Here is a 26812-nt window from a genome sequence, read left to right on the forward strand (position 1 = left end):
CCCGGCGAAACCTGAGTAGGACGTGGCATACGCGGCAGAAGGGTTTGACAGGCCAATGGATCGTGCAGCTCCGCCCGGTGGTGAACAGACGGATCGTCGGCCGGTGGACGGTGGCGCAGCGGGTCTCCGGCTGCCCACCCTGCGGCTTGAGCAGTCGGGCCGGGTGCTGACGGCGTGGGTGGACGCCCCGCCCTTCAACTACATGACCTCGGCGATGCAACAGGACTTCATCCGGCTCGTCGAGGCGGTGGAGCACGACGATTCGGTCGGCGCGGTCGTCGTCACGGGCGCCCTGCCCGGCCGATTCATCACCCACTTCGACATCGCTCAGATGTCCTCCGGGACGGACGGCGCAGTGGAGATCTCGGGCGCGCGCGCCCGGAACCTGTACCGGGGTGTGCGGGCCATGATCCGCTGGGGGGGTGAACGTCTGCTCGCGCGTTCCTCACTGAAAGGACTGCTCGCGGGGGTGCGGTTCCAGGACATGGCACTGCGGCTGATGTACTCCCCGGCGGTGTGGATCGCCGCGGTGAACGGGCCGTGCGGCGGCGGTGGCCTGGAGATGTCGGTCTTCTTCGACATGCGCGTGTCGGCTGATCGTGACGCCTGCTTCGGCCTGCCCGAACTGTCGCTGGGGTTGACCACCACCCTGGGCGCCCAGCGGCTCGCCCAGCTCGTCGGGCCGTCCCGGGCCTTGGAGATGATGCTCGAAGCGCGGTTCTACGCACCGCGGGAAGCGCTGGAGCTGGGCTTGGTGAACCGGGTCGTGCCGGCCGAGGACCTGCTGGACACCGTCCAGCGGATGGCGGAGCGATATGCCAGGCGGCCGCGCAAGACCGTGGCCCTGCAGAAGCGGATCTTCAATGACGCCCATGCCGCCTCGGCCAGGGCCAGTCTCAGCCAAGAGGCCGCCGCCGCATTGACGAGCATGATGTCACCGGCCTCCCAGGCCGCCATGCGGCAGTGGGTGCGGATGCAGGAGGGCACCGATGGCGACTCGGTGTTCCTGACTCGGCCCGAGCCCTGGACCGAGGGCACCGCGCTCGACATGAACGTCCCCACGGGCGGACCGGTGCCGTCGTGATCGGCGCTACCGGCTGGGGCGAAGGCACGGGCGGTCACGCGGACACGACCGCGCAGACGATCAACCAGTGGCTCACCGAACTGTGAAGGAGTCGCATGTGAGCGCCAATCCACCCGATCACCGCCTGGCCGTCGTGGGCGGCGGTGTGATGGGAACGAATATCAGCGCCCTGGCCATCGGCCATGGGGTCCCCGTCGTGCTCGTGGACGTCAGCGAACAGGTGCTGGCCCAGGCGAAGCAGACGATCGCCTTGAAGCTGCGACACGCCCAGCTCATGGGCAAGCTGCCCGCCGGCCGCACTCAGGCGGAGCTGGTCACCAGCGTGTCGCTGACGGACGCGGCCGACGCCACGACCGTGATCGAGGCCGTCACCGAGATCCCGGAGACCAAGGCCAAGGTGCTCAGCGAGGTCTCCCAGATCGTCCGGCCCGGGACCCTGCTGATCTCGAACACCTCGTGCATCCCGATCGACGAGATGGCGTCCTCGGTGGCCCGCCCCGACGAACTCGTCGGCGTCCACTTCATGAACCCCGCCTACATGATCGAGATGGTCGAGGTGATCCGCGGCCCCCGTACCGGCGACGCGACCATGACGGCGGTCACCGATCTGCTCGGCGCCCTCGGCCGTAAGGGCCTCGTGGTGAACGACGCGCCCGGCTTCGTGATCAACCGGGTGCTGCACCCGCTGATCAACACCGCGGCCAAGCTGGTCCAGGACGGCGTCGCCCCGGTCGAGGTGGTGGACGGCCTGCTGGAGGGCTGCCTCGGGCACTCGACCGGGCCGCTGCGGACGGCCGACCTGATCGGCCTGGACAACCTGGTCGACTCCCTCAACGTTCTGTACGCGCGGACCGGCGACCCCGGTTGCCGGCCCTGTGATCTCCTGCTCGACCTGGTGGGCGCGGGCAAGCACGGCCGCAAGACCGGCGAAGGCTTCTACGACTACGGAAAGGTGGCGTCATGAAGACGAGCCCGCTGACGGCCGAGGCCATCGAAAGCGCGATGACCGCCTATCTCACCGAGCGGACCAAGACCGAGGTCAAGCCCGACGACGACATCTTCGCCTCCGGCCTGGTCTCCTCGATGTTCGCCATGGAGTTGGTCGTGCACCTCGAATCGACCTACGACATCGCGATCATCGGGCCCGAGCTGAAGATCGACAACTTCCGCACCGCCAAGGTGATGGCCGCACTGGTGCTGCGCCTGTCCGAGGACGGCGTGGCCTCCGATGCCTGAGCAGACCCGGCTGCTGGACGACGAGCGCGCCCTGATCCGTGAGCTCGTCGCCGACCAGGCCGAGCAGTGGGATCTCTCCGGCGAACTGCCGATCGAGCTGCTGCGCAAACTCGGCGCCCGGGGCCTGCTCTGCGCCGAGGTGCCCACCTCCTTCGGGGGTCTCGGCCTGGACAGCCGGCAGAGCGGCGAGCTCACCGCCTACGTCGGCAGCTTGTGCAGCTCGACCCGCAGCATCATGACCTCGCACGGGATGGCCGCCTGGATGGTGTCCCGCTTCGGGGACCGGACTCAGCGGCGCGCGTACCTGGCCGAGTTGACCAGCGGGCAACTGGCCGCCGTGGGCTTCAGCGAGCCCGGCGCCGGAAGCGACCTGGCCGCGATGCGGACGCGGATCCGGCGCGACGGCGACGGCGTCGTGGTCACCGGTGAGAAGAAGTGGGTGACCGGCGCCCGGTACGCCGACTACCTGATGATCCTCGGCCGGCAGGGGGACGAGGCCGGCGTCGTCGTCGTCCCCACGTCCGCGCCCGGGGTCGAGCTGGTCCCGATCGCCACGCCGGTGCTCGGCTGCCGCGCCGCCGGGCACTGGCACGTCCGCCTGAACGACGTCCGGCTCCCGGCAGGCCATCTGCTCGGCGGTGGCGGCCAGGACCTGTCCATGCTCTTCACCACCGCCCTGTCCTACGGCCGGATCTCGGTCGCCTGGGGCTGCACCGGGATCGTCCGGGCCTGCCTGAAAGCGGCCACCGAGCACGCCAGGCGCCGTGAGCAGTTCGGCAAGCCGATCGGCGAGCACCAGCTCGTCGCCCGCCACCTCGCCGAACTCCTCGTCGCCGAACAGGTCGCGACCCGAGCGTGCGAGCACGCCAGCGCGGCCTGGCAGTCGTTCTCACCGGACATGGTGATCGCGACCGTGCTGGCCAAGCATGTCAGCGCCGGGCAGGCCGCCAGCAGCGCCGCCACCGCCGTCCAGGTCCTCGGCTCGGCCGGGGCGACGGACGGGCACGTGGTCGCCCGCGCCTACCGCGACGCCAAGCTGATGGAACTCATCGAAGGCAGCAACGAGATCTGCCAGCTCATCCTGGCCGACCACGCTCTGTCCACCTCGTTTTGACACCGTAAGGAATGCGGTCCCGCATGGAGGCCCCGCGCATGTCCGAAAAGCCCCCTCTCGTCAAGTGCCTGGTCTGGGACCTCGACAACACCCTCTGGCAGGGCACCCTGCTGGAGGACTCGGAGGTCCGTCTGTCCGAGGAGGTCCGCGCCGTCATCGTCGAGCTCGACTCCCGCGGCATCCTGCAGTCCGTCGCCAGCAAGAACGATCACGACCTGGCCTGGAAGCGGCTGGAGGAGCTCGGCGTCGCCGAGTACTTCCTGGTCCCGCAGATCGGCTGGGGCCGCAAGTCCGACTCCGTGATCGCCATCGCGAAGGAGCTCCAGTTCGCCCTCTCCACCATCGCCTTCGTGGACGACACGCCGGCGGAGCGGGCCGAGGTCACCTACCACGCCCCCGAGGTTCGCTGCTACACCCACGAGGACGTGCTGTCCCTGGTCGATCGGCCCGAGTTCAGCCCGGCGGTCGTCACCGCCGACGCCCGGCGCCGCCGTGAGATGTATCAGGCCAACGCGCTGCGCACGGTGGCCAAGGACTCCTTCAACGGCCCGGACGAGGAGTTCCTGCGCTCCCTGGACCTGGTGATGGCGATCAAGCGCGCCGACGAGGACGACCTGTCCCGGGTCGAGGAGCTGACGCTGCGCACCAGCCAGATGAACGCCACCGGGGTGCACTACCCCGACCAGGTCCTGCGCGGCCTGCTGGCCGACCCCGGCCACGAGGTCCTCACCGTCACCCTCACGGACAAATTCGGCCCGCACGGCGCGGTCGGCGTCCTGCTGCTGGAACGCCACCCCGACGTCTGGCACCTCAAGCTGCTCGCGACCTCCTGCCGGGTGGTCACCTACGGCGCCGGGACGGTGCTGCTGAACTGGCTGGTCGACCAGGCCGCCCAGGCCGGCGTCCACCTGGCCGCCGACTTCCGGCCGACCGATCGCAACCGGATGATGGAGATCGCCTACCGCTTCGCCGGTTTCACCCAGGATCCGTGCGACTGCCTCAGCGGGATCAAGAGTTTCATCGACGGCGGTGACATCCAGTGCCTGCACCTGGTCACCGCGCGCCGTGAGGGGCCGGCCACGATGCGGCTCGTCTCACCCGATCTGACCGTGGCGGCGTCGATCTAGGACCGTCGCCGCGCCGGACAGACAGCCGCTTCGGGGAGGGAATGTGGAGCACACCATGAGCGAGTCCGATCACCTGGCCATCGTCGGCATGAGCTGCCGGTACCCCGGCGGGGTGCGCTCGCCGGAGGACCTGTGGCAGGTCGTCGTCAACGGGCGCGAGGTCCTCTCGTCGTTCCCGCGCGACCGCGGCTGGAACCTCGAATCCCTGCACGACGACGACCCCGGCCACCCCGGGACGTCCTATGTGGACCGGGGCGGTTTCCTGGACGACGTCGCGGGGTTCGATTCGGGCTTCTTCGGGATCTCGGCGCGTGAGGCGACCGCGATGGACCCGCAGCAGCGTCTGCTCCTGGAGGTCGCCTGGGAGGCCCTGGAGCGAGCCGGCCTGGACCCGCTGAGCCTGCGGGGGAGCCGGACCGGGGTCTTCGTCGGGGGCGAGCCGCGCGAGTACGGCCCGCGCCTGTCCGAGGCGCCCGACGGGATCGAGGCGCACCTGCTCACCGGCACCACGACCAGCGTGCTGTCCGGGCGGATCGCCTACTCCCTCGGGCTGCACGGCCCGGCCCTGACCGTGGACACCTCCGCCTCCAGTTCCCTCGTCGCCCTGCACCTGGCCGCCCAGGCCCTCCGCCACGGCGAATGCTCCCTGGCGCTGGCCGGCGGGGTGTCCGTGATGGCCACCCCGGGCAACTTCGTCGCCTTCAGCCGGCTGCGCGGCCTGGCCCCGGACGGCCGCTGCAAGCCCTTCTCCGCCGACGCCGACGGCACCGCCTGGTCCGAAGGCGTCGGCGTCCTCGTCCTGGAGCGCCTGCCCGACGCCCTGCGCAACGGCCACCGCGTGCTCGCCCTCGTACGCGGCACGGCGATCAACTCCGACGGCGCCAGCGACGGCCTCACCGCCCCGAACGGCCTGGCCCAGGCGGACGTCATCGCGCGGGCCCTGGCCGACGCGGGACTGACCACCGACGACATCGACGCCGTCGAGGCCCACGGCACCGGCACCCCGCTCGGCGACCGGACCGAGTCCCGCGCGCTGGCCGCCGCCTACGGCCGGGGGCGTTCCCCGGAGCGCCCGCTGCTGATCGGATCGGTGAAGTCCAACATCGGCCACACCCAGGCCGCGGCCGGGGTGGCCGGGGTCATCAAGACGGTGATGGCGCTGCGGCACGGTGTGCTGCCGGCCACGCTCAACATCGGTGAGCCCAATCCGCACATCGACTGGTCCTCCTCGGGGCTGCGGCTGCTCACCGAAGCCCGGCCGTGGCCCGAGTCCGGCCGCGCCCGCCGGGCCGGGGTGTCCTCGTTCGGGATCAGCGGCACCAACGCCCACGCCGTACTGGAGCAGGCCCCTCCGGCTGGTCAGAGCCCTGCCGATGACACCCGGGCGGTGCCGTTCGCCCGTCCGGGCGGCCCGACGGCGTGGCTGGTCTCGGCACGTTCCGCGACGGCCCTGAGCGGGCAGGCCGGACGCCTGGCCGAGTTCGTCGCGGCCGGTTCGCGTCGCGAAGATGTCACCGGCGCGGCGGTCCACGGCCCTGCTGATCCGGCCGATGTCGCCTGGTCGCTGGCCACGACCCGGAGCGCGTTCGAGCACCGGGCGGTGATCATTGGCTCCGGCTCGGCGGAGTTGACCGCAGGTCTGGAGGCGCTGGCCGCCGGCCGCCCGTCGCCCGCGCTGGTCAGCGGTGTGGCCGATCCGGCCGGTGAGCGTGGGCGCCGAGTGGTGTTCGTCTTCCCCGGCCAGGGATCGCAGTGGCTGGGCATGGGCCGCGACCTGGCCGCGGCGTCACCCGTGTTCGCCGCCCGGCTGGGCGAGTGCGAGCGGGCGCTGTCCCCGTACGTGGACTGGAACCTGTCCGACGTCCTGGCCGGCGCCGACGGCGCACCCGGTCTCGACCGCGACGACGTCGTCCAGCCGGCCCTGTTCGCGGTGATGGTCTCCCTGGCCGCCGTCTGGCAGGCCGCCGGAGTGACCCCGGAGGTGGTGGCCGGCCACAGTCAGGGTGAGATCGCGGCGGCCTGCGTGGCCGGCATCCTCTCGCTGGAGGACGCGGCGAAGGTGACCGCCCTGCGCAGCCGGATGGTCCGGGCCCTGGCCGGGTATGGCGGGATGCTGTCGATCGCCGAGTCGCCGGAGGCGGTCACGGCCCGGCTGGCGCCGTACTCGGGGCAGGCCACGGTCGGCGTCGTCAACAGCCCGGACGCGACCGTCATCACCGGCGACCTGGACGTCCTGGGGCGGATCGCCGCCGACTGCGAGCGGGACGGCGTCCGGACCCGGCTCCTTCCCGTGGACTACGCCTCGCACAGCCCGCAGGTGGACCGCATCCGCGACGACCTCCTCGCCGCCCTGGCCGGCATCACCCCCGGGCCGGGGACGACCGCGATGGTCTCTGCGGTCACCGGCGAGTTCCTGGACGGCACGACGGCCGGAGCCGAGTACTGGTACGCCAATCTGCGCCGCCCCGTGCGGTTCGCCAACGCCGTCCGGACGCTGGACCGGGCCGGATATGACGTGTTCGTCGAGGTCTCCCCGCATCCGGTGCTGACCGGGGCGATCAGCGCCACCCTGGAGCAGGTCCGGCGCGAGGCCGAGGCCGAGCTCGACACTCCCGGCGCTGTGCCCGAGGCCGCCGAGGCCGGTTCCGGCAGCGCCCTGCTGCGCTCGGCCCCGGTCGTCACCGGAACGCTGCGCCGCGACGCCGGCGGCCAGGACCGGATGCTCGCCTCGCTGGCCGAGGTGCACGTCCGCGGCGTACAGGTGGACTGGCCGGCGGTGCTGCCGCGTGCCCGGCGGATCGACCTGCCCACCTACGCGTTCGAGCACCGGCGGTTCTGGCTCGACGCCGGCACCTCCCATGGCGCCGCCGTGCCGGCGCCGCCGGAGGAGGACCCCGTCGCCGGAAGCGGCGGCGGGCTGCGGGACCGGATCGCCGGCCTCCCGGCCGGGGAACAGGTTCAGGCCGTGCTGGAACTGATCCGGGCCCACGCCGCCGCAGTGCTCGGCCAGCCCACGCCCGAGGCGGTCCAGCCGGGCCGCACGTTCAAGGAGATCGGGTTCGACTCCCTGGCCGGGGTGGAACTGCGCACCCGGCTGAACGCGGCCACCGGCCTGGAGTTGCCCACCACGCTGATCTTCGACTACCCCACCCCGGCCGCCCTGACCGGATTCCTCCGAGCCAGGCTGCTCGGCGCCGCCGATGTCCCGCTCACCCGGGCCGCGGCCGGTGCGGTCACGGACGAGCCGATCGCGATCGTGGCCATGAGCTGCCGGTTCCCCGGCGGCGTGCACGACCCGGAGAGCCTGTGGGAGCTGCTCGCCGCCGGCGGGGACGCGATCGGGGACGTCCCCACCGACCGCGGCTGGGACCTCGACGTCGTGAACGACCCCGATCTCGGTCCGGCGCTTCGCGGCGGGTACCTGTCCGACGTCGCCGGCTTCGACCCGGCCTTCTTCGGGATCAGCCCGCGCGAGGCGCTGGCGATGGACCCGCAGCAGCGGCTCCTGCTGGAGATCTCCTGGGAAGCCCTGGAACGCGCCGGGATCGACGTCCAGCGGTTGCGCGGTTCGGCCACCGGCGTCTTCGTCGGCGCCGCCTCCTCCGGCTACGGCGACGGCGGCCCCCGGGAGCTGGAGGGACACCTGCGGACCGGCGGCGCCACCAGCGTGCTGTCCGGCCGGGTCGCCTACACCTTCGGGTTCGAGGGGCCGGCGGTGACCGTGGACACGGCCTGCTCGTCGTCCCTGGTGGCCCTGCACCTGGCCGCGCAGGCGCTGCGGAACGGGGAATGCGGGCTGGCCCTCGCCGGAGGGGTGACCGTGCACGCCACCGCGTCCTGGCTGACCTGGTTCGCCCGGCAGCACGGGCTGGCCTCCGACGGCCGGTGCAAGGCGTTCTCGGCCGCCGCCGACGGCATGGGCATGGCCGAGGGCGCCGGCGTCGTGCTGCTGGAACGGCTGTCCGACGCCCACCGGAACGGGCACCCGGTGCTCGCCGTGGTGGCCGGCAGCGCCGTCAACCAGGACGGCGCCTCCAACGGCCTGACGGCCCCCAACGGGCCGTCCCAGCAACGCGTCATCCGGGCCGCCCTGGCCGGCGCCGGGCTCGGCGCGGACGACGTCGATGTGGTGGAGGCGCACGGAACCGGGACCGTGCTCGGCGACCCGATCGAGGCCCAGGCCCTGCTGGCCACCTACGGGCAGGACCGGGACTCCGACCGGCCGCTGCTGCTGGGCACGGTGAAGTCGAACATCGGCCACACCCAGTGGGCGGCCGGAGCGGCCGGGATCATCAAGATGGTCCTGGCCCTGCGGCACGGCACGCTCCCGCGCACGTTGCACGCCGACGTGCCGTCCCCGCACGTGGACTGGTCGTCCGGAGCGGTGCGGCTCCTGACCGAGCCGCAGGACTGGCCGGAGCGGGGACGACCGCGCCGGGCCGGGGTGTCGGCGTTCGGGATCAGCGGCACCAACGCGCACGTCATCCTGGAACAGGCGCCCGACGACGGCGTTTCCGAGGATGTCCGGAAGGGGCGGCTGCCGGCGGTGCCGTGGCTGCTGTCGGCGCGTGACGAGACCGGCCTCGCCGCTCAGGCGCGGCGGTTGCGCGAGTACGTGCTGGCCCGGCCGGAGCTGGACCCGGCCGACGTCGGCTGGTCGCTGGCGACGACCCGGACCGCGCTGCCCGAGCGGGCCGTCGTGGTGGGCGCGGACCGGGACGAGCTGATCTCCGGGCTGGCCGATCTGGCGGCAGCGCCCTCCGGCGCGCGGGCCGGGTCGGCGGGCCGGATCGGGTTCGTGTTCACCGGTCAGGGCGCACAGCGGATCGGGATGGGCCGGCGGTTGTATGCGGCCTATCCGGCCTTCGCCGCCGCGTTCGACGAGGTGTGCGCCGGGCTGGAGAAGCACCTGGATCGGCCGGGCCTGTCGCTGAAGGAGGTCATCGGCGGCGCCGGGCGCATCGACGACACGGTGTGGGCGCAGGCGGGCCTGTTCGCGGTCGAGGTGGCCGTCTTCCGGCTGCTGGAGTCGTGGGGTGTGACGCCCGCGGCCATGGCCGGGCACTCGATCGGCGAGCTGGCGGCCGCGCACCTGGCCGGGGTGTGGTCGCTCGCCGACGCGTGCGCCGTCGTGGCGGCGCGCGGCCGGCTGATGCAGGCCCTGCCGCCGGGCGGGGCGATGCTCTCGGTCCAGGCGGGCGAGGACGACGTCCGTCCGGTTCTGGCCGGGGCCGAGGGCGTGGAGATAGCGGCGGTCAACGGCCCGGAGGCCGTGGTGGTCTCCGGGCCCGAGGCGGCGGTTTCGGCGGTGGAGGACGCGTTCTCGGCCCGTGGGGTGCGGGTGCGGCGGCTGCGGGTGTCGCACGCGTTCCACTCGCCGCTGATGGAGCCGATGCTGGCCGGCTTCGCCGACGTGACGGCGTCGGTGTCGTACGCACAGCCGCGCATCCCGATCGTCTCGACGCTGACCGGCCGGCCGGTGACGGACGAACTGCTGGACCCGGGGTACTGGGTGCGGCAGGTGCGCGAGCCGGTCCGGTTCGCCGACGCCGTCACCGCGCTCCGGGACGCCGGCGTCCGCACGTTCGTCGAGATCGGCCCCGACGCCGTGCTGACCGCCCTCGGCTCGGCGAGCGGCGAGTCAGAGAACGCCGGCGAGGACTGGATTGCGACGCTGCGCCGGGACCGCGACGAGGCGCACACCCTCGTGTCGGCGGTGGGCCGGCTCGCCGCCCGCGGCGGCGACGTGGACTGGTCGCGGTTCTACGCCGGCACCGGAGCCCGGCGGGTGGACCTGCCCACGTACGCGTTCGACCGGCAGCGGTACTGGCTGACCCCGCCGGCCACGGCACGCCCCCGGGACATCGGGCTGACCGCCTCCGGGCACCCGCTGCTCGGCACCGTGGTCGAGCTGCCCGCGAACGGCGGCCTGGTGCTCACCGGACGGCTGTCCCTGACCGCCCAGCCGTGGCTGGCCGACCACGTCGTCGCGGGCCGGGTGGTCGTCCCCGGAGCCGCCCTGGTCGAGATGGCGATCCGGGCCGGCGACGAGGCCGGCTGCTCCCGGCTGGCCGAAATGATCATCCAGGTGCCGATGGTGCTGCCCGCCCGCCGCGGGATCCAGGTGCGGATCACGGTCGGCGAGCCGGACGAGCACGGCGACCGGGAGCTGACCGTCCACTCCCGGCCCGAGGACGAGACCGGCCCCTGGACCGGCCACGCCACCGGCGTCCTGGCCCCGGCCGGCGCCCCCGGACCCGACGGCGCCGAGGCCGCCGCGGCGCCGGCGTCCTGGCCGCCGCGGGGAGCGGTCGCCGAGGACCTGACCGGCCTCTACCCGGCCCTGGCCCGCGCCGGACTGCCCTACGGCCCCGCGTTCCAGGGGGTGCGCCGGGCCTGGCGGCGCGGTGAGGAGATCTTCGCCGAGGTCGGGCTCGGCGAGGGTACGGACCTGGCCGGCTTCGGCCTCCACCCGGCCCTTCTCGACGCCGCCCTGCACCTGATCGCCCGGCCCGGCGGCGACGCCGAGCCCGGTCCGCTGCTGCCGTTCGCCTGGACCGACGCCGTCGTCCACGCCACCGGCGCGTCCACCGCCAGGGTCCGCATCGCGCCCTCCGCCACCGGCGAGGGCGTGTCGCTGACCCTGGCCGACGAGAGCGGCGGCCTGATCGCGACCGTCGGGTCCCTGGTCCTGCGCCCCATGGCGGCACCGGCCGGCGCCGTCGCCGGGGAAGCCCTGTTCGAGCTGGACTGGGTCCCGGCCGAGCCCACGGCCGCCGCTCCCGATCCGAGCCGCTGGGCCGTGCTGGGCTCCGATCGCCGGGCCGCCCCGCCGGAGGCGACCGCGTACGACGACGTGGCCGCCCTGCTGGCCGCGATCGGCGCCGGCGCCCCCGTCCCCGAGATCATCCTCTTCCGCCCCCGAGATCCTTCCCGTGGTGCCTCCGGCATGGCGGCGCGTGCGCGCGGCACGACCCTGGACGCCCTGCGGGTGGTCCAGGAGGTCCTTCGCGCCGACGAGCTGAGCGCGTCGCGGCTGCTGGTGCTGACCGAGCGGGCCGTGGACGCCGGAGCCGTGGACGTGGACGTCACCGCCGCCGGCGTGTGGGGTCTGGTCCGGGTGGCCCAGTCCGAGCACCCGGACCGCATCGTCCTGGCCGACCTCGACGACGCCGGGACCGCGCGGACGCTCGCCGAGGCCGTGAGCTCGCGCGAACCGCAGATCGCCGTGCGGGCGGGCCGGCTCCTGGCGCCGAGGCTGGCCCGGGTGAGTCCTGGCCTGCCGGTCCCGGAACAGGACGGCTGGCGGCTGGAGTGCACCGAGCGCGGCACGCTGGAGAACATCGTCCTGGCGCCTGCCGAAGCCGGCCGCCGGCCACTGGCCCGCAACGAGGTCCGGGTCGCCCTGCGCGCGGCCGGAGTGAACTTCCGGGACGTGCTGAACGTCCTGGGCATGTATCCCGGCGACCCGGGCCTGCTCGGCCTGGAGGGCGCCGGCGTCGTCCTGGAGACCGGCCCGGACGTCACCGGCCTGCGCCCCGGCGACCTCGTGATGGGCCTGTTCTCCGGGGCCTTCACCCCCGTGGCGGTCACGGACGCCCGCCTGCTGGCCCCGGTCCCGGCCGGGTGGACCCTGGCCGAGGCCGCCGCCGCCCCGGTCGTCTACCTCACCGCCTGGCACGCGCTGGTCGAACTGGCCGGGCTGCGCGCCGGTGAGTCCGTGCTGATCCACGCCGCCGCCGGTGGCGTCGGCTCGGCCGCCGTGCAGGTGGCGCGGCATCTGGGCGCCGAGGTGTTCGGCACCGCCGGCCCGTCCAAGTGGGGCCTGCTGCGCGAAGCCGGCCTGGACGAGGCCCATCTCGCCTCCTCGCGCACGCTCGACTTCGAGACCCGGTTCCCGGCCGGGATCGACGTCGTCCTGAACTCGCTGGCGGGGGAGTTCACCGACGCGTCGCTGCGGCTGGCCGCCGGGGCGGGCGGCCGGTTCATCGAGATCGGCAAGACCGACATCCGGGACGCCGGCCAGGTCGCCCGTGACCATCAGGGCCTTGCCTATCAGGCGTTCGACCTGCTGCGACTCGACCCGGAGCGGATCGCGCGGATGTTCGCCGCCCTGTCCGGGCTGTTCGCCCGGCAGGTGCTCCGGCCGCTGCCGGTGACCTGCTGGGACGTCCGCCGGGCGCCGGAGGCGTTCCGGTACCTGAGCCAGGCCCGCAACGTCGGCAAGGTCGTCCTGACCATGCCCGCCGCCGAATCGCGGGGAACCACGCTGGTGACCGGGGTATCGGGCGCCCTGGGCGGTCTGATCGCCCGGCACCTGGCCTCCGGCGCGACGCGCCCTGAGAACCTGCTGCTGCTGTCCCGGCGCGGCCCGGACGCGCCCGGGATGGGCGCCCTTGCCGCCGAGCTGGCCACTCTCGGCGCCGGCGTGCGAATGGTCGCCGCCGACGTGGCCGACCACGACCACGTCGCCGCCGTCCTCGCGGGCGTGCCCGCCGAATCACCGCTGCGCGCCGTCGTCCACGCCGCCGGGGTGCTCGACGACGGCGTCGTCCACGCCCTGACCCCCGCCCGGATCGACGCCGTGATGCGGCCCAAGGCGGACGGCGCCTGGAACCTGCACCGCCTCACCCGCCATCTCGACCTGGACCGGTTCGTCCTCTTCTCCTCGGTCGCCGGGCTCTGGGGCAACCCCGGGCAGGCCGGATACGCCGCCGCGAACACCTTCCTGGACGCGCTCGCCGGGCACCGGCGCCGGGCCGGTCTACCGGCGACGTCCCTGGCCTGGGGGCCCTGGCAGGTCGGCGAGACGCCCACCGGGGGCATGGCCGCGAACCTGGCGGAGGCGGACTGGCGGCGGATGGCCCGGCACGGCCTGGCCCCCCTCACCGGCGCCGACGGACTCGGCCTGCTGGACGCCGCCGCCGCCCTCGGACAGGCCATGCTCGTCCCGGCCCGTCTCGACCTGCGTCCCGGCGCCGCCTACCCCGCGCTGTTGTCCGGTCTGACGGCCCCGGCGAGGCGCACCCGCCGCACGGTGCGCTCGGCACCTGAGGACGGCCGAGGCGAGTTCGCCGAGCGGCTGGCCGCGCTGCCCGAGGCCGATCGCGGCGAAGCCGTCCAGGACCTGGTCCGGACCCAGGCCGCGCTCGTGCTGGGCATGTCCGGCCCCGCGGCGGTGGAGGCCGGCCGGTCCTTCCGGGAGCTCGGGATCGACTCCCTGACGGCGGTCGAGCTGCGCAACCGGCTGAACACGGCCACCGGCCTGCGGCTGCCCGCCGGCGTCGTCTTCGACTACCCGACACCGGCCCTGCTGGCCGGCTTCCTGGCCACGACCGCGCTGGGGACGACGACCGGCCCGGCCTCGGCGAGCACGACGGCGACCCGGTCCCGGGCGGAACCGCCGGACGGCGACCAGATCGCGATCGTCGGAATCGGCTGCCGGTTCCCGGGCGGGGCCGGTTCCGCCGGTGACTTCTGGGACCTGGTCTCCACCGGCACCGACGCGGTCTCGCCGTTCCCGCGGGATCGCGGCCCGCTGTGGGAAGGCGTCTTCGAGCAGGACGCGGACCCGCACGCGCGCGTAGGGGCCTTCCTCTACGACGCCGGGGACTTCGACGCCCAGTTCTTCGGGATCTCGCCGCGCGAGGCGCTGGCGATGGACCCGCAGCAGCGGCTGCTGCTGGAGACGTCCTGGGAGGCCCTGGAGGACGCCGGCATCGACCCCCTGTCGTTGCACGGCAGCTCGACCGGCGTGTTCGCCGGTCTGATCTATCACGACTACGGCGCCGGCGCGGCGATGCCCGAGGAGGTCCAGGGCTACCTGAGCACCGGCGGTTCCGGCGGGGTCGCGTCCGGCCGGGTGGCGTACGCCCTGGGGCTGGAGGGGCCCGCGGTGACGGTGGACACCGCGTGTTCGTCGTCGCTGGTGGCCCTGCATCTCGCCGTCCAGGCGCTGAGGTCGGGGGAGTGCGATCTCGCCCTGGCCGGCGGCGTCACCGTGATGGCGACGCCCGGCACGTTCCTGGAGTTCGCCCGGCAACGTGGTCTGGCGGCGGACGGCCGGTGCAAGGCGTACGCGCAGGCCGCCGACGGCACCGGCTGGGGCGAGGGCGTCGGGGTCCTGGTCGTCGAACGGCTCTCGGACGCCCGCCGCAACGGTCACCGGGTGCTCGCCGTGGTGGCCGGGACCGCGGTGAACCAGGACGGCGCCTCCAACGGCCTGACCGCCCCCAGCGGGCCGTCCCAGCAGCGGGTGATCCGCGCCGCGCTGGACAGCGCCGGCCTGCGGCCGGGGGACGTGGACGTGATCGAGGGCCACGGGACCGGCACCCGGCTGGGCGACCCGATCGAGGCCGAGGCGCTGATCGCGACCTACGGCCAGGGCCGCGACCCCGGCCGTCCGGTCCTGCTGGGATCGGTGAAGTCGAACATCGGTCACACCCAGGCGGCGGCCGGGGTGGCCGGGGTCATCAAGATGGTGCAGGCGATGGCCCACGGCGTCGTCCCGGCCACGCTGCACGTGGACGAGCCGTCGGCGCACGTGGACTGGGACGCCGGTTCGGTCCGGCTGGTGACCGAGGCGACGGCGTGGCCGGAGACGGGCCGCCCGCGCCGGGCCGGCGTGTCCTCCTTCGGGTTCTCCGGCACCAACGCGCACATCATCCTGGAGCAGGCTCCGGGCGAGGACCCGGACCCGCCGATCGGCGAGGGCGCGCCGGGTCAGCCGCCGGTGCTGCTGTGGCCGATCTCGGCGCGGAGCACCGACGGCCTGGCCGCGCAGGCGGACCGGTTGCGGGAGTTCCTGCTCGGCCGTCCGGAGCTGGACCCTGTCGATGTCGGCTGGTCGCTGGCGACGGCGCGGGCGGGTCTGCCCGAGCGGGCGGTCGTGCTGGGTTCGGATCGGGACGAACTGCTGTCCCGGCTGGCCGGACTGGCGGCGGCGCCGCCCGGCGGGCCGCCGGCCGGTGTGGTGACCGGCAGGGCGGGCTCGGCGGGCAAGGTCGGTTTCGTGTTCACCGGTCAGGGCGCGCAGCGGATCGGCATGGGCCGGCGGCTGTACGCGGCGCATCCGGTGTTCGCGCAGGCGTTCGACGCGGTCTGCGCCGGGCTGGACGAGCACCTGGAGCAGCCCGTCAGAGCGGTCGTGCACGGCGCCGAGCCCGTGGCCGTGGATCAGACGATGTGGGCGCAGGCCGGGCTGTTCGCGGTCGAGGTCGCGCTGTTCCGGCTCCTGGAGTCCTGGGGTGTGACCCCGGCGATGGTGGCCGGGCACTCGATCGGTGAGCTGGCCGCCGCGCACGTGGCCGGGGTCTGGTCGCTGGCCGACGCCTGTGCCGTGGTGGCGGCCCGGGGCCGGCTGATGCAGGCGCTGCCCGCCGGCGGGGCGATGCTCTCGGTGCGGGCGAGCGAGGACGAGGTCCGTTCGGTTCTGGCCGGGGCCGAGGGCGTGGACGGCGTGGACATCGCGGCGGTGAACGGCCCGGACGCGATCGTGGTCTCCGGGGCCGAGGCGGCGGTCTCCGCGCTGGAGGAGGAGTTCTCGGCGCGCGGGGTGCGGGTGCGGCGGCCGCGGGTGTCGCACGCGTTCCACTCGCCGCTGATGGAGCCGATGCTGGCCGGCTTCGCCGAGGTGACGGCGTCGGTGTCGTACGCGCCGCCGCGCATCCCGATCGTCTCGACGCTGACCGGCCGGCCGGTCACCGATGAGGCGCTGGACCCGGCGTACTGGGTGCGCCAGGTCCGCGAGCCGGTGCGCTTCGCCGCCGCGGTCACCGCGCTGCGGGAGAGCGGCGTGCGCACGTTCGTGGAGATCGGCCCGGACGCGGTGCTCACCGCCCTGGGCTCGCAGACCGGCGACGCCGGGGAAACGTGGATTCCGGTGCTGCGCCGCGACCGGGACGAGGCGTTCACCCTGGCGTCGGCGGTGGCCGAGGTCCAGGTCCGCGGCGGAACCGTGGACTGGCCGGCGTTCTACGCCGGGACCGGCGCCCGGCGGGTGGACCTGCCCACCTACGCCTTCGCCCGGCGGCGGTACTGGCTGGACGCCGCCGCCGGCACGGCGGACCCGGCCGGTCTCGGCCAGTCCGGGGCCGCGCACCCTCTGCTCGGCGCGAGCACCACCATGGCCACCGGCGGTGTGATGCTGACCGGCCGGCTGTCGCTGCGGACCCACCCGTGGCTGGGCGACCACGTGGTGGCGGGCCGGATCGTCGTGCCCGGCGCCGCCCTGGTCGAGATGGCCGTCCGGGCGGGGGACGAGACCGGCCAGACCCGGCTCGCGGAACTGGTGATCGACAAGCCGCTGATCCTGCCCGCCGACGGCGGCACCCGGATCCAGGTCACCGTAGAGGCGGCCGACGAGACCGGGCGCAGTGCCGTCGGCATCTACTCCCAGCCCGAGAAGACGCCGACCGGTCCGGGCGCGTGGACCCGGCACGCCACCGGCGTCCTGGCCCCGGCCGAGGATCACGCGCCGAGCGGTGCCGGCCTGACCCGGTGGCCGCCGGCCGGGGCGATCGAGCAGGATCTCGACGGGCTGTACCCGGCGCTGGCCGAGTCCGGTCTCGGCTACGGGCCGGCGTTCCGCGCGGTCCGCAAGGGCTGGCGGCGCGGCGAGGAGGTCTTCGCCGAGGTCGCGCTCGGCGAGGGGACGAGTGTGGCCGGGTTCGCCGTCCACCCGGCCCTCCTGGACGCCTGCCTGCACCTGATCGGCCTGCCCTCGGACGGCGCCGGGAGCGGCCCGCTGCTCCCGTTCGCCTGGACCGACGTCGTCGTGCACGCCACCGACGCCGCCACGGTCCGGGTCCGGCTGGCCCCGGCCGAGGAAGGCGAGGGCATGTCGGTCACCCTGGCCGACGAGACCGGCGTACCGGTCGCCTCGGTGCGATCCCTCGTCCTGCGGCCTCTTCCGGCCACCGGGTTCGGCGACGACGTGACGTCCGGCGCGGAGGCGCTGTTCGAGGTCGCCTGGATCCCGGCTCGCCTCGACGCCGGCCCCGGCGAGGCCACCGGCCCGGCCGCCGGCTGGGCCGTCCTGGCGGAAGGAGCCGGAGAAGCCGACGGCGGCGATCTCGATCCGGATCTGCCCGGCGCGGCCCGTTACGCCGATGTCGCCGGGCTGCTGACGGCGGTGGCGGCCGGTGCCGCGGTCCCCGAGGTCGTCGTGCTGCCCGTCCCGTCCGGCGCCCGCGCCACCGGCGTCCCCGGTACCGCGCACGCACTGGCGGCGGCCACGCTCGGCGCGGTCCAGGACTGGCTGGCCGCGGAGAGCCTCTCCGAGGCCCGGCTGCTGGTCGTCACCCGGCGGGCCGTGGACGCGGGCCCCGGCGCGGTGCCGGACCCGGCCTCGGCCTCGGTCCACGGGCTGATCCGCGTGGCCGCGGCGGAGAACCCGGGCCGCATCGTCCTGGCCGACATCGACGAAGCGTCCGGCGTCCGATCGCTTCTGGCCGCCGGAATGAACCTCGGCGAGCCGGAGTTCGCCGTCCGGCAGGGAGAGATCCGGCTGCCCCGGCTCGGCCGCCCGGCCGATGCCCTGCCGGTGCCCGCGGACGCCGGCGCCTGGCGGCTCGGCTTCACCGAGCGCGGAACCCTGGAGAACCTGGTCCTGGTCCCGGCCGGCGGCGAGCAGGCACCGCTCGGACCGGGCCAGGTGCGGGTGGGACTGCGCGCCGCCGGGGTGAACTTCCGCGACGTTCTCAACGTCCTGGGCATGTACCCGGGTGACGCCGGCCTGCTCGGCCTTGAGGGCGCCGGGATCGTGCTGGAGACCGGGCCCGGCGTGACCGGCCTGACCCCCGGGGACCAGGTGATGGGGCTGTTCACCGGCGCCTTCGGGCCGGTGGGCGTCACCGACCAGCGGCTGCTGGTCCCGGTCCCGGCGGGCTGGACCCTGACCGAGGCGGCCGCGGCTCCGGTGGCCTTCCTCACCGCCTACTACGCCCTGGTGGACCTGGCCGGGCTCGACCGCGGCGAGAGCGTCCTGATCCACGCCGCCGCCGGTGGCGTCGGAATCGCCGCCGTCCAGCTCGCCCGGTACCTGGGCGCGGAGGTGTTCGGCACCGCCGGCCCGTCGAAATGGCCGGTGCTGCGGGAGCTCGGCCTGCCGGAGATGCACGTGGCCTCGTCCCGGACCCTGGACTTCGAGGACGCCTTCCGGGCCGCGACCGGCGGCGCCGGGGTGGACGTGGTCCTGGACTCCCTGGCCGGGCCCTTCGTCGATGCCTCGGCCCGGCTGGCGGCCGGTCCCGGCCGCCGGTTCATCGAGATGGGCAAGACCGACGTGCGCGACCCGGAGCGGATCGCCGCCGACCACGACGGCCTCGTCTACCGGGCCTTCGACCTGTTCGACACAGATCCGGACCGGATCGCGGAGATGTTCGCGGTCCTGTCGGTGCTGTTCGCCCAGGGAGATCTCAGGCCGCTGCCGGTGACCTGCTGGGACGTCCGCCGGGCGCCGGAGGCGTTCCGGTACCTGAGCCAGGCCCGCAACGTCGGCAAGATCGTCCTGACCGTCCCCGCTCCCACCGACCCGGCCGGGACGGTGCTGATCACCGGCGCGTCGGGGGCGCTCGGCGCACTGGTCGCCCGGCATCTGGCCGGCCGCCGGGGCGTCCGGTCGCTCGCGCTGCTGTCCCGCCGCGGGCCGCAGGCCCCCGGCATGGCCACGCTGGCCGCCGACCTGGCCGGTCAGGGGGTCACGGTCCGGGTCCGGGCCGCCGACGTCGCCGACCGGGACCAGCTCGCCGCGATCCTCGCCGGGGTGCCCGAGTCGGCGCCGCTGCGCGGGGTGGTGCACGCGGCCGGGCTCCTGGACGACGGCGTGATCACGTCGCTCACCCCGGCCGCCCTGGAGGCGGTGATGCGGCCCAAGGTGGACGGCGCCTGGCACCTGCACGAGCTGACCCGGAGCCTGGACCTGGACCTGTTCGTGCTGTTCTCCTCGATCGCCGGGATCTGGGGCAACCCCGGCCAGGGCAACTACGCGGCGGCGAACACCTTCCTGGACGCGCTGGCCGCCTGCCGGCGGGCCCAGGGGCTGCCCGCGGTGTCCCTGGCCTGGGGACCGTGGGAGCAGCAGGACGGCATGACCGCGGCGCTCGGCCGGGCCGACTGGGAACGGCTCGGCAGGTCCGGGGCGCTGCCGTTGCCCGAGAGCGAGGGCCTGGCCCTGCTGGACGCCGCCGCCGCGACCGGGAAGTCCATGCTGGTCCCGGTCCGCCTCGACCCGGCGGCACTGGAGGCGGGCGGCGATGTGGCTCCGCTGCTGTCGGCGCTGATCCGCCGCGCGTCGCGGCGCAGGGCCGGGGCGGGCGGCGCGGCCGGTCGCGACACCGGGAACGCCCTGGCCGACCGGCTGGCGGCGCTGCCGGAGCCCGAGCGGGAAGCGGTGGTGCTGGACCTGATCCACGCGCAGGCGGCACTGGTCCTGGGGCTGCCCGGACCCGAGTCGATCAACGCGGGGGACACGTTCAAGGAACTGGGCGTCGATTCCCTGACCGCGCTGGAGCTGCGCAACCGGCTCAACACCGTCACCGGGCTGCGGCTGCCGGCCACGCTCGTCTTCGACTACCCGACGCCGGCCACGCTGGCCGGGCACATCCGGGCCGAGCTCGCCGGCCGCGACGCCGACGAGGTCGCGCCGCAGCCCCTCTCCCGGGCCGCCTCGGCCGAGGACGATGTGGCGATCGTGGGCATCGGCTGCCGGTTCCCCGGCGGTGCCGGTTCCGCCGCGGAGTTCTGGCGGCTCCTGGCCGACGGCACCGACACGGTGGCCGGCTTCCCGCAGGACCGGGGCCCGCAGTGGGCCGGCGTGGTGGACCCCGACCCGGCCGCCACCGGGAAGAGTTACGCGTCCGAGGGCGCCTTCCTCTACGACGCCGGGGACTTCGACGCGCAGTTCTTCGGGATCTCGCCACGTGAGGCGCTGGCGATGGACCCGCAGCAGCGGCTGCTGCTGGAGACCTCGTGGGAGGCCCTGGAGCACGCCGGGATCGACCCGGTCTCGTTGCACGGCAGCGAGACCGGCGTGTTCGCCGGCCTGATCTACCACGACTACGGGACCGGCGGCGGGACGCCGGGCGAGGTCGAGGGGTACGTCAGCACCGGGACCTCCGGGGGCGTGGCCTCGGGCCGGGTGGCCTACGCGCTCGGCCTGGAGGGGCCGGCGGTGACGGTGGACACGGCCTGCTCGTCGTCCCTGGTGGCCGTGCACCTGGCCGCGCAGGCGCTGCGGTCCGGGGAGTGCACGCTGGCCCTGGCGGGCGGCGTGACCGTGATGGCGACCCCGGGCACGTTCGTGGAGTTCTCCCGGCAGCGCGGCCTGGCCGCCGACGGCCGGTGCAAGGCGTACGCCGACGCGGCCGACGGCACCGGCTGGGGCGAGGGCGTCGGCGTCCTGGTCCTGGAGCGGCTTTCGGACGCCCGGCGCAACGGCCACCGCGTCCTGGCCGTGGTCCGGGGCAGCGCGATGAACCAGGACGGCGCCTCCAACGGCCTGACCGCGCCCAACGGGCCGTCGCAGCAGCGGGTGATCCGGGCGGCGCTGGCGAACGCGGGTCTCCGGCCGGGTGACGTGGACGTCGTCGAGGGGCACGGGACCGGCACGCGGCTGGGGGACCCGATCGAGGCGCAGGCGCTGCTGGCCACCTACGGGCAGGACCGGGACGCCGATCGTCCGGTGCTGCTGGGGTCGGTGAAGTCGAACATCGGTCACACCCAGGCGGCGGCGGGGGTGGCCGGGATCATCAAGATGGTCCTGGCGATGGCCCACGGCGTCGTACCGGCGACCCTGCACGTGGACGCCCCGTCGTCGCACGTGGACTGGGAGGCGGGCGCGGTGAGGCTGGCCACCGAGGCGACGGCCTGGCCGGAGACCGGCCGCCCTCGCCGGGCCGGCGTGTCGTCCTTCGGCTTCTCCGGGACGAACGCGCACGTCATCCTGGAACAGGCCCCGGACGAGCCGGTCGCCGCCGATGACGGCCAGGACGCCGCCGCCCGCCCCGGGCTGCCGGTCGTGCCCTGGCTCGTCTCGGCCCGCAGCCGGGCCGGGCTGGCCGCCCAGGCCGCCCGGCTGGCCGAATTCGTCTCGGCCCGGTCAGAGGCTCCCAGCCGGACCGACGCCGCGGACATCGGCTGGTCGCTGGCGACGACCCGGCCGGCACTGTCCCACCGCGCCGTCGTCGTCGGCACCGGCCCGGACGACCTCCGGGCCGCCCTGACCGGCCTGGCCGAGTCGCTGTCGGACGCGACCACGCCGGCGCCGGTTCCGCCGGAAGCGGTGATCGGGACCACCGGAAGCGCCGGCAAGGTCGGGTTCGTCTTCACCGGCCAGGGCGCCCAGCGGCCCGGCATGGGGCAGGGCCTGTACGCGGCGTACCCGGCGTTCGCCGACGCCTTCGACGCCGTCATCGCCGGTCTGGAGGAGCACCTGGACCAGCCGGACCACTCGCTCAGAGAGGTCATCCAGGGCGACGTTCAGGGCGGCGCCGGACTTCTCGACCAGACCGTGTGGGCGCAGGCCGGGCTGTTCGCGATCGAGGTGGCGTTGTTCCGGCTGCTGGAATCCTGGAAGGTGACCCCGGCGGCCGTGGCCGGGCATTCGATCGGTGAGCTGGCCGCCGCGCATGTGGCCGGGGTCTGGTCCCTGCCGGACGCGTGCGCGGTGGTGGCCGCCCGCGGCCGTCTGATGCAGGCGCTGCCGGCCGGCGGCGCGATGCTCGCCGTGTCGGCGGCCGAGGACGACGTGCTGGCCGCCCTGTCCGGCTTCCCTGAAGTCGGGATCGCCGCCGTCAACGGGCCGGAGGCGGTCGTCGTGTCGGGGCCGGAGGCCGCCGTCGGCGCGCTCGCCGGGCAGTTGTCGGCCGAGGGCCGCAGGGTGCGGCGCCTGCGGGTGTCGCACGCGTTCCACTCCTCCCTGATGGAGCCGATGCTGGCCGGCTTCGCGGAGGTGACCCGGTCCGTCTCGTACGCGGTGCCGCGGGTCCCGCTGGTGTCCACCCTCACCGGCACGGCGGTGACGACCGAGGTCCTCGATCCGGAGTACTGGGTGCGGCAGGTGCGCGAGCCGGTCCGGTTCGCCGACGCCGTCGCCACGCTCCGCGAGAGCGGGGTCCGCACCTTCGTCGAGATCGGCCCGGACGGCGTCCTGTCCGCCCTCGGCGCGCAGTCGGCGGGGGACGAGACGGCCGGCGAATCCGCCTCGTCCGACGCCGAGGCGTGGGTCCCGGCGCTGCGCCGCACCCGGGACGAGGCCCGCAGCGTGGTCTCCGCCGTCGGCCGGATCCACGTCCGCGGCGGTGCCGTGGACTGGACCCGCCTCTACGCCGGCAGCGGGGCCAGGCGGGTGGATCTGCCGACCTACGCGTTCACCCGGCAGACCTACTGGCTCAACCCCGCGAGCACCCGGATCGACGCCGCCGGGCGGGGCTTCGAGTCCTCCGACCACCCGCTGCTGGGCGCCGCCCTGGACCTGTCCGCCGGCGGCGGCCTGGTCATGACCGGACGGCTGTCGCCGAGCTCCCAGCCGTGGCTGGCCGACCACGTCGTGGCCGGGCAGGTCGTGGTGCCCGGCGCGGCGCTGGTCGAGATGGCGGTCCGAGCCGGCCACGAGGCCGGATGCGCCCGGCTCCGCGAACTGGTCATCCGGACGCCTCTGGTGCTCTCCCGCCAGGACGCGGTCCGGATCCAGGTCACGGTGGCCGAGCCAGGCCCGGACGGCGACCGGGAGGTCACCGTCCACTCCCGCCGCGAGGACGATCCCGGAGCCTGGACGCCGCATGCCACCGGCGTGCTCGCCGCGAGTGCGGGTCCGGCCGCGCCCGGCGCCCCCGATATGCGCCAGTGGCCCCCGGCGGATGCGACGGGGGAGGACCTGGACGGCCTCTACCCGGCACTGGCCGCCACCGGGCTGGCCTACGGGCCGCTCTTCCGGGGAGTGCGGGCGGCCTGGCGCCGCGGCGAGGAGATCTTCGCCGAGGTCGCCCTCGGCGACGAGCTGTCCGTGGCCGGCTTCGGAGTGCACCCGGTCCTGCTCGACGCCGCCCTGCACCTGATGGGAACGGCGTATCCGGCGGACGGCGAGCCGGGCCCGATGCTCCCGTTCGCCTGGACCGACGTCGAGGTGCACTCCACCGGCGCCACCGCGGCCCGGGTGCGGCTGGCCCCCGCCGCCTCGGGCGAGGGCATGTCCGTGACCCTGGCCGACGAGACCGGCGCCCTCATCGCCTCGATCGGATCGCTGGTCCTGCGCGCCCTTCCGGCCGGGGTCGCCACCGGCGGCGCCCGGGCGGCCCAGGAAGCGCTGTTCGAGCTGGACTGGGTGCCGGCACGGGCCGCGAGTCCCGGAACGGACGCCGAGGCCGGCGGCTGGGCGGTCCTCGGCACCGCCCTGGATCTCCCCGGAGTGGCCCGCTACCCGGACATCGAGGCCCTGACGGCGGACCGCACCGCGTCCCCGCACACCGTGATCCTGCCCTGCGGTCTCGACGACGACCAGGACGGCGACGCCGGGACCGCCGCCGCGGTGCGGGCGACGACGGCCGGCGTCCTCGCCGTGGTGCGGTCCTGGCTGGCCGCGGACGACCTGGCCGGCTCGCGCCTGGTGCTGCTCACCCGGCAGGCGGTGGACGCCGGAGCGACGGCCGTCGATCTCGCCGGGGCCGGCGTCTGGGGTCTGGGCCGGGTCGCCGCCGCCGAGAACCCCGGCCGGATCGTCCTGGTGGACCTGGACGCGCAGGCGGGCGCGATGGAGGCGCTGACGGCGGCGCTCGCCGCCGGCGAGGCCCAGGTCGCCGTCCGGGCCGGTCAGGTCCTGGTCCCGCGGCTCGCCCGCGCGACCACCGGCCTGCCGATCCCGGCCGGCGGGACGGCGGCCGAGGGTACCGGCTGGCGGCTGGAGTGCACCGGCCGGGGCACGCTGGAGAACCTGGCCCTGGTCCCGGCCGGCGCCGGAACGCGGACGCTGGCCGCCGGCGAGGTCCGGGTCGGCCTGCGGGCGGCCGGGGTGAACTTCCGCGACGTGCTCAACGTGCTGGGGATGTACCCGGGCGAGGCCGGCCTGCTGGGCCTTGAGGGCGCGGGTGTCGTGCTGGAGGTGGGCCCCGGCGTGACCGGCCTGCGGCCCGGCGACCGCGTGATGGGCCTGTTCTCCGGCGCGTTCGGCCCGGTGGCGGTCACCGATGCCCGGCTGCTGGCTCCGGTCCCGGCCGGGTGGACGATGGCGGAGGCGGCCGCGGCGCCGGTCGTGTACCTGACCGCCTGGTACGCGCTGGTGGTGCTGGCCGGGCTGCGTGCGGGCGAGTCGGTGCTGATCCACGCCGCCGCCGGCGGCGTCGGGATCGCCGCCGTGCAGGTGGCCCGCTACCTGGGCGCGGACGTGTTCGGGACGGCGAGCCCGCCGAAATGGCCGGTGCTGCACGGGCTGGGGCTGAGCCGGTCCCGGGTGGCGTCGTCCCGCACGGTGGAGTTCGAGGACGCGTTCCGCACCGCGACCGGCGGCTCCAGGATCGACGTGGTGCTCAACTCCCTGGCCGGCGAGTTCGTGGACGCCTCCCTGCGGCTGGCCGCCGGGGCGGGCGGCCGGTTCGTCGAGATGGGCAAGACGGACGTCCGCGACCCGCAGCGGGTCGCCGCCGACCACGAGGGGTTGTCGTACCAGGCGTTCGATCTGCTCGACTGTGCCCCGGATCTGATCGCGGGCATGTTCGCGGCCCTGTCGGCCCTGTTCGAGCAGGGGATTCTGCGGCCGTTGCCGGTGGCGTCGTGGGACGTCCGGCGGGCGCCGGAGGCGTTCCGGTACCTGAGCCAGGGCCGCAACGTCGGCAAGGTCGTGCTCACGATCCCGGCGCCGCCCCGGGGCGGGACCGTGCTGGTGACCGGCGCGTCGGGGGCACTGGGTGGCCTGGTGGCCCGGCATCTGGCCGCCGCCGGGAACACCGAGTCGCTCGTGCTGCTCTCCCGGCGGGGCCCGGCCGCTCCCGGCGCGGCGCGGCTGGCGGCCGGGCTCGCCGAGTCGGGCGTCCGGGTTCAGGCCGTCGCCGGCGACGCCGCCGACCGGGACGGGCTGGGCGCGGTGCTCGCGGACATCGCTGACACCACACCGCTGCGGGGCGTGGTCCACGCCGCCGGGGTCCTGGACGACGCCGTCATCGGCTCGCTCACCCCGGACATGATCGAGTCGGTCATGCGCCCGAAGGTGGACGGAGCCTGGAACCTGCACGAGCTCACCAGGGACCTGGATCTGGACCTGTTCGCGCTGTTCTCGTCCAGCGCCGGGATCTGCGGCAATCCGGGGCAGGGCAACTACGCCGCGGCCAACACCGCGCTGGACGCCCTGGCCGTGGCGCGCCGGCGCGCCGGTCTGGCGGCCTCGTCGCTGGCCTGGGGGCCGTGGGAACTCGACCCGGACGTCACCGGCACCACCGCCGGCATGGCCGGGACCCTGTCGGACGCCGATCGCCGGCGCCTCGCCCGTCAGGGCTTCGTGCCGCTGACCGCCGCCGACGGCCTGGCCCTGCTGGACCTCGCGACCGGATCGGCCGGCGTGGACGGCCACACCCCGGGCGCGGGACGGGCCCTGCTGGTCCCGGCCCGCTTCGACCGGGCCGCCCTGCGCGACCTCGACGGCGCCGGACCATCGCCGGTCCTCGCCGGTCTGATCGCGAGGCCGGCGTCCGGCCCGGCGCGGCGGGCGGTGGGCGCGAGCCCCGGCGGCCAGAACGACTTCGCCGCGCGGCTGGCCGCCCTCGGACCGGACGACCGCGAGAAGGCGATCCGGGATCTCGTCGTCACGCAGGCGGCCCTGGTGCTCGGCCTGCCCGGCGCCGGCGCCGTGGACATCGGCCGGTCCTTCCGGGAACTCGGGTTCGACTCGCTGACGGCGGTCGAACTGCGCAACCGGCTCGGCACGGCGACCGGGCTGCGGCTCGGAGCGGCCGTCGTCTTCGACCACCCCACCCCCGACGCGCTGACCGCCCACATCAACCGGCAACTGGGCGGGCCGGCCGCGGAGGAGAACATCGTTCTTCAGGCATTCTCCGGGCTGGAGAAGGTCGAATCCGCCCTCACCCGGATACTCCAGGACGACGCCGCCCGGACCCGGGTGACGGCGCGGGTCCAGGAACTGCTCTCCGCGCTGCGCAAGGTCGAGACCACCGAGACCGAGGAGATCTCGGTCGCCGACCGGATCGAGGCGGCCGGTGACGACGACATCTTCGAATTCATCGACAAAGAGCTCGGAATTTAGAGCGC

General features: G+C 74.9%; 6 protein-coding genes. All 6 read left to right on the plus strand.

The window, feature by feature from the left end; all coding sequences use genetic code 11:
• The first annotated feature begins 22 nt into the window (after positions 1-22).
• The 6 genes from HNP84_RS56385 to HNP84_RS51910 all read left to right on the plus strand — a co-directional run bounded on the left by HNP84_RS56385 (position 23) and on the right by HNP84_RS51910 (position 26807).
• Complete coding sequence (locus tag HNP84_RS56385; protein WP_185054385.1) at positions 23-1084, plus strand: enoyl-CoA hydratase/isomerase family protein; 1062 nt, start codon at positions 23-25, stop codon at positions 1082-1084.
• Between the two features lie 97 nt (positions 1085-1181).
• Positions 1182-2048: a 3-hydroxyacyl-CoA dehydrogenase family protein gene (locus HNP84_RS35350; protein WP_312926485.1), complete on the plus strand. Its 867-nt coding sequence runs from the start codon at positions 1182-1184 to the stop codon at positions 2046-2048.
• Positions 2045-2320: an acyl carrier protein gene (locus HNP84_RS35355; protein WP_185054386.1), complete on the plus strand. Its 276-nt coding sequence runs from the start codon at positions 2045-2047 to the stop codon at positions 2318-2320. Before HNP84_RS35350 ends, HNP84_RS35355 begins: the two co-directional genes overlap by 4 nt.
• Entirely contained in the window at positions 2313-3434 is a 1122-nt protein-coding gene (locus HNP84_RS35360) for an acyl-CoA dehydrogenase family protein (protein WP_185054387.1), read from the plus strand. Before HNP84_RS35355 ends, HNP84_RS35360 begins: the two co-directional genes overlap by 8 nt.
• 38 nt (positions 3435-3472) lie before the next feature.
• Positions 3473-4561 carry an HAD-IIIC family phosphatase gene (locus HNP84_RS35365; RefSeq protein WP_185054388.1) on the plus strand — a complete coding sequence of 363 codons (1089 nt, stop codon included), beginning with the start codon at positions 3473-3475 and terminating at the stop codon, positions 4559-4561.
• A gap of 55 nt (positions 4562-4616) precedes the next feature.
• Positions 4617-26807: a type I polyketide synthase gene (locus HNP84_RS51910; RefSeq protein ID WP_221337176.1), complete on the plus strand. Its 22191-nt coding sequence runs from the start codon at positions 4617-4619 to the stop codon at positions 26805-26807.
• The last annotated feature ends 5 nt before the right edge of the window (positions 26808-26812 follow it).

Origin of the sequence: Thermocatellispora tengchongensis (assembly GCF_014202315.1) — a bacterium.
In the GTDB taxonomy this organism is placed as follows: Bacteria; Actinomycetota; Actinomycetes; order Streptosporangiales; family Streptosporangiaceae; genus Thermocatellispora; species Thermocatellispora tengchongensis.

Excerpts from the sequence above, each read along its gene's own strand:
- HNP84_RS35360 (WP_185054387.1), top strand. The coding sequence starts at position 2,313 with ATGCCTGAGCAGACCCGGCTGCTGGACGACGAGCGCGCCCTGATCCGT.
- HNP84_RS35365 (WP_185054388.1), top strand. The coding sequence starts at position 3,473 with ATGTCCGAAAAGCCCCCTCTCGTCAAGTGCCTGGTCTGGGACCTCGAC.
- HNP84_RS51910 (WP_221337176.1), top strand. The coding sequence starts at position 4,617 with ATGAGCGAGTCCGATCACCTGGCCATCGTCGGCATGAGCTGCCGGTAC.
- HNP84_RS35355 (WP_185054386.1), top strand. The coding sequence starts at position 2,045 with ATGAAGACGAGCCCGCTGACGGCCGAGGCCATCGAAAGCGCGATGACC.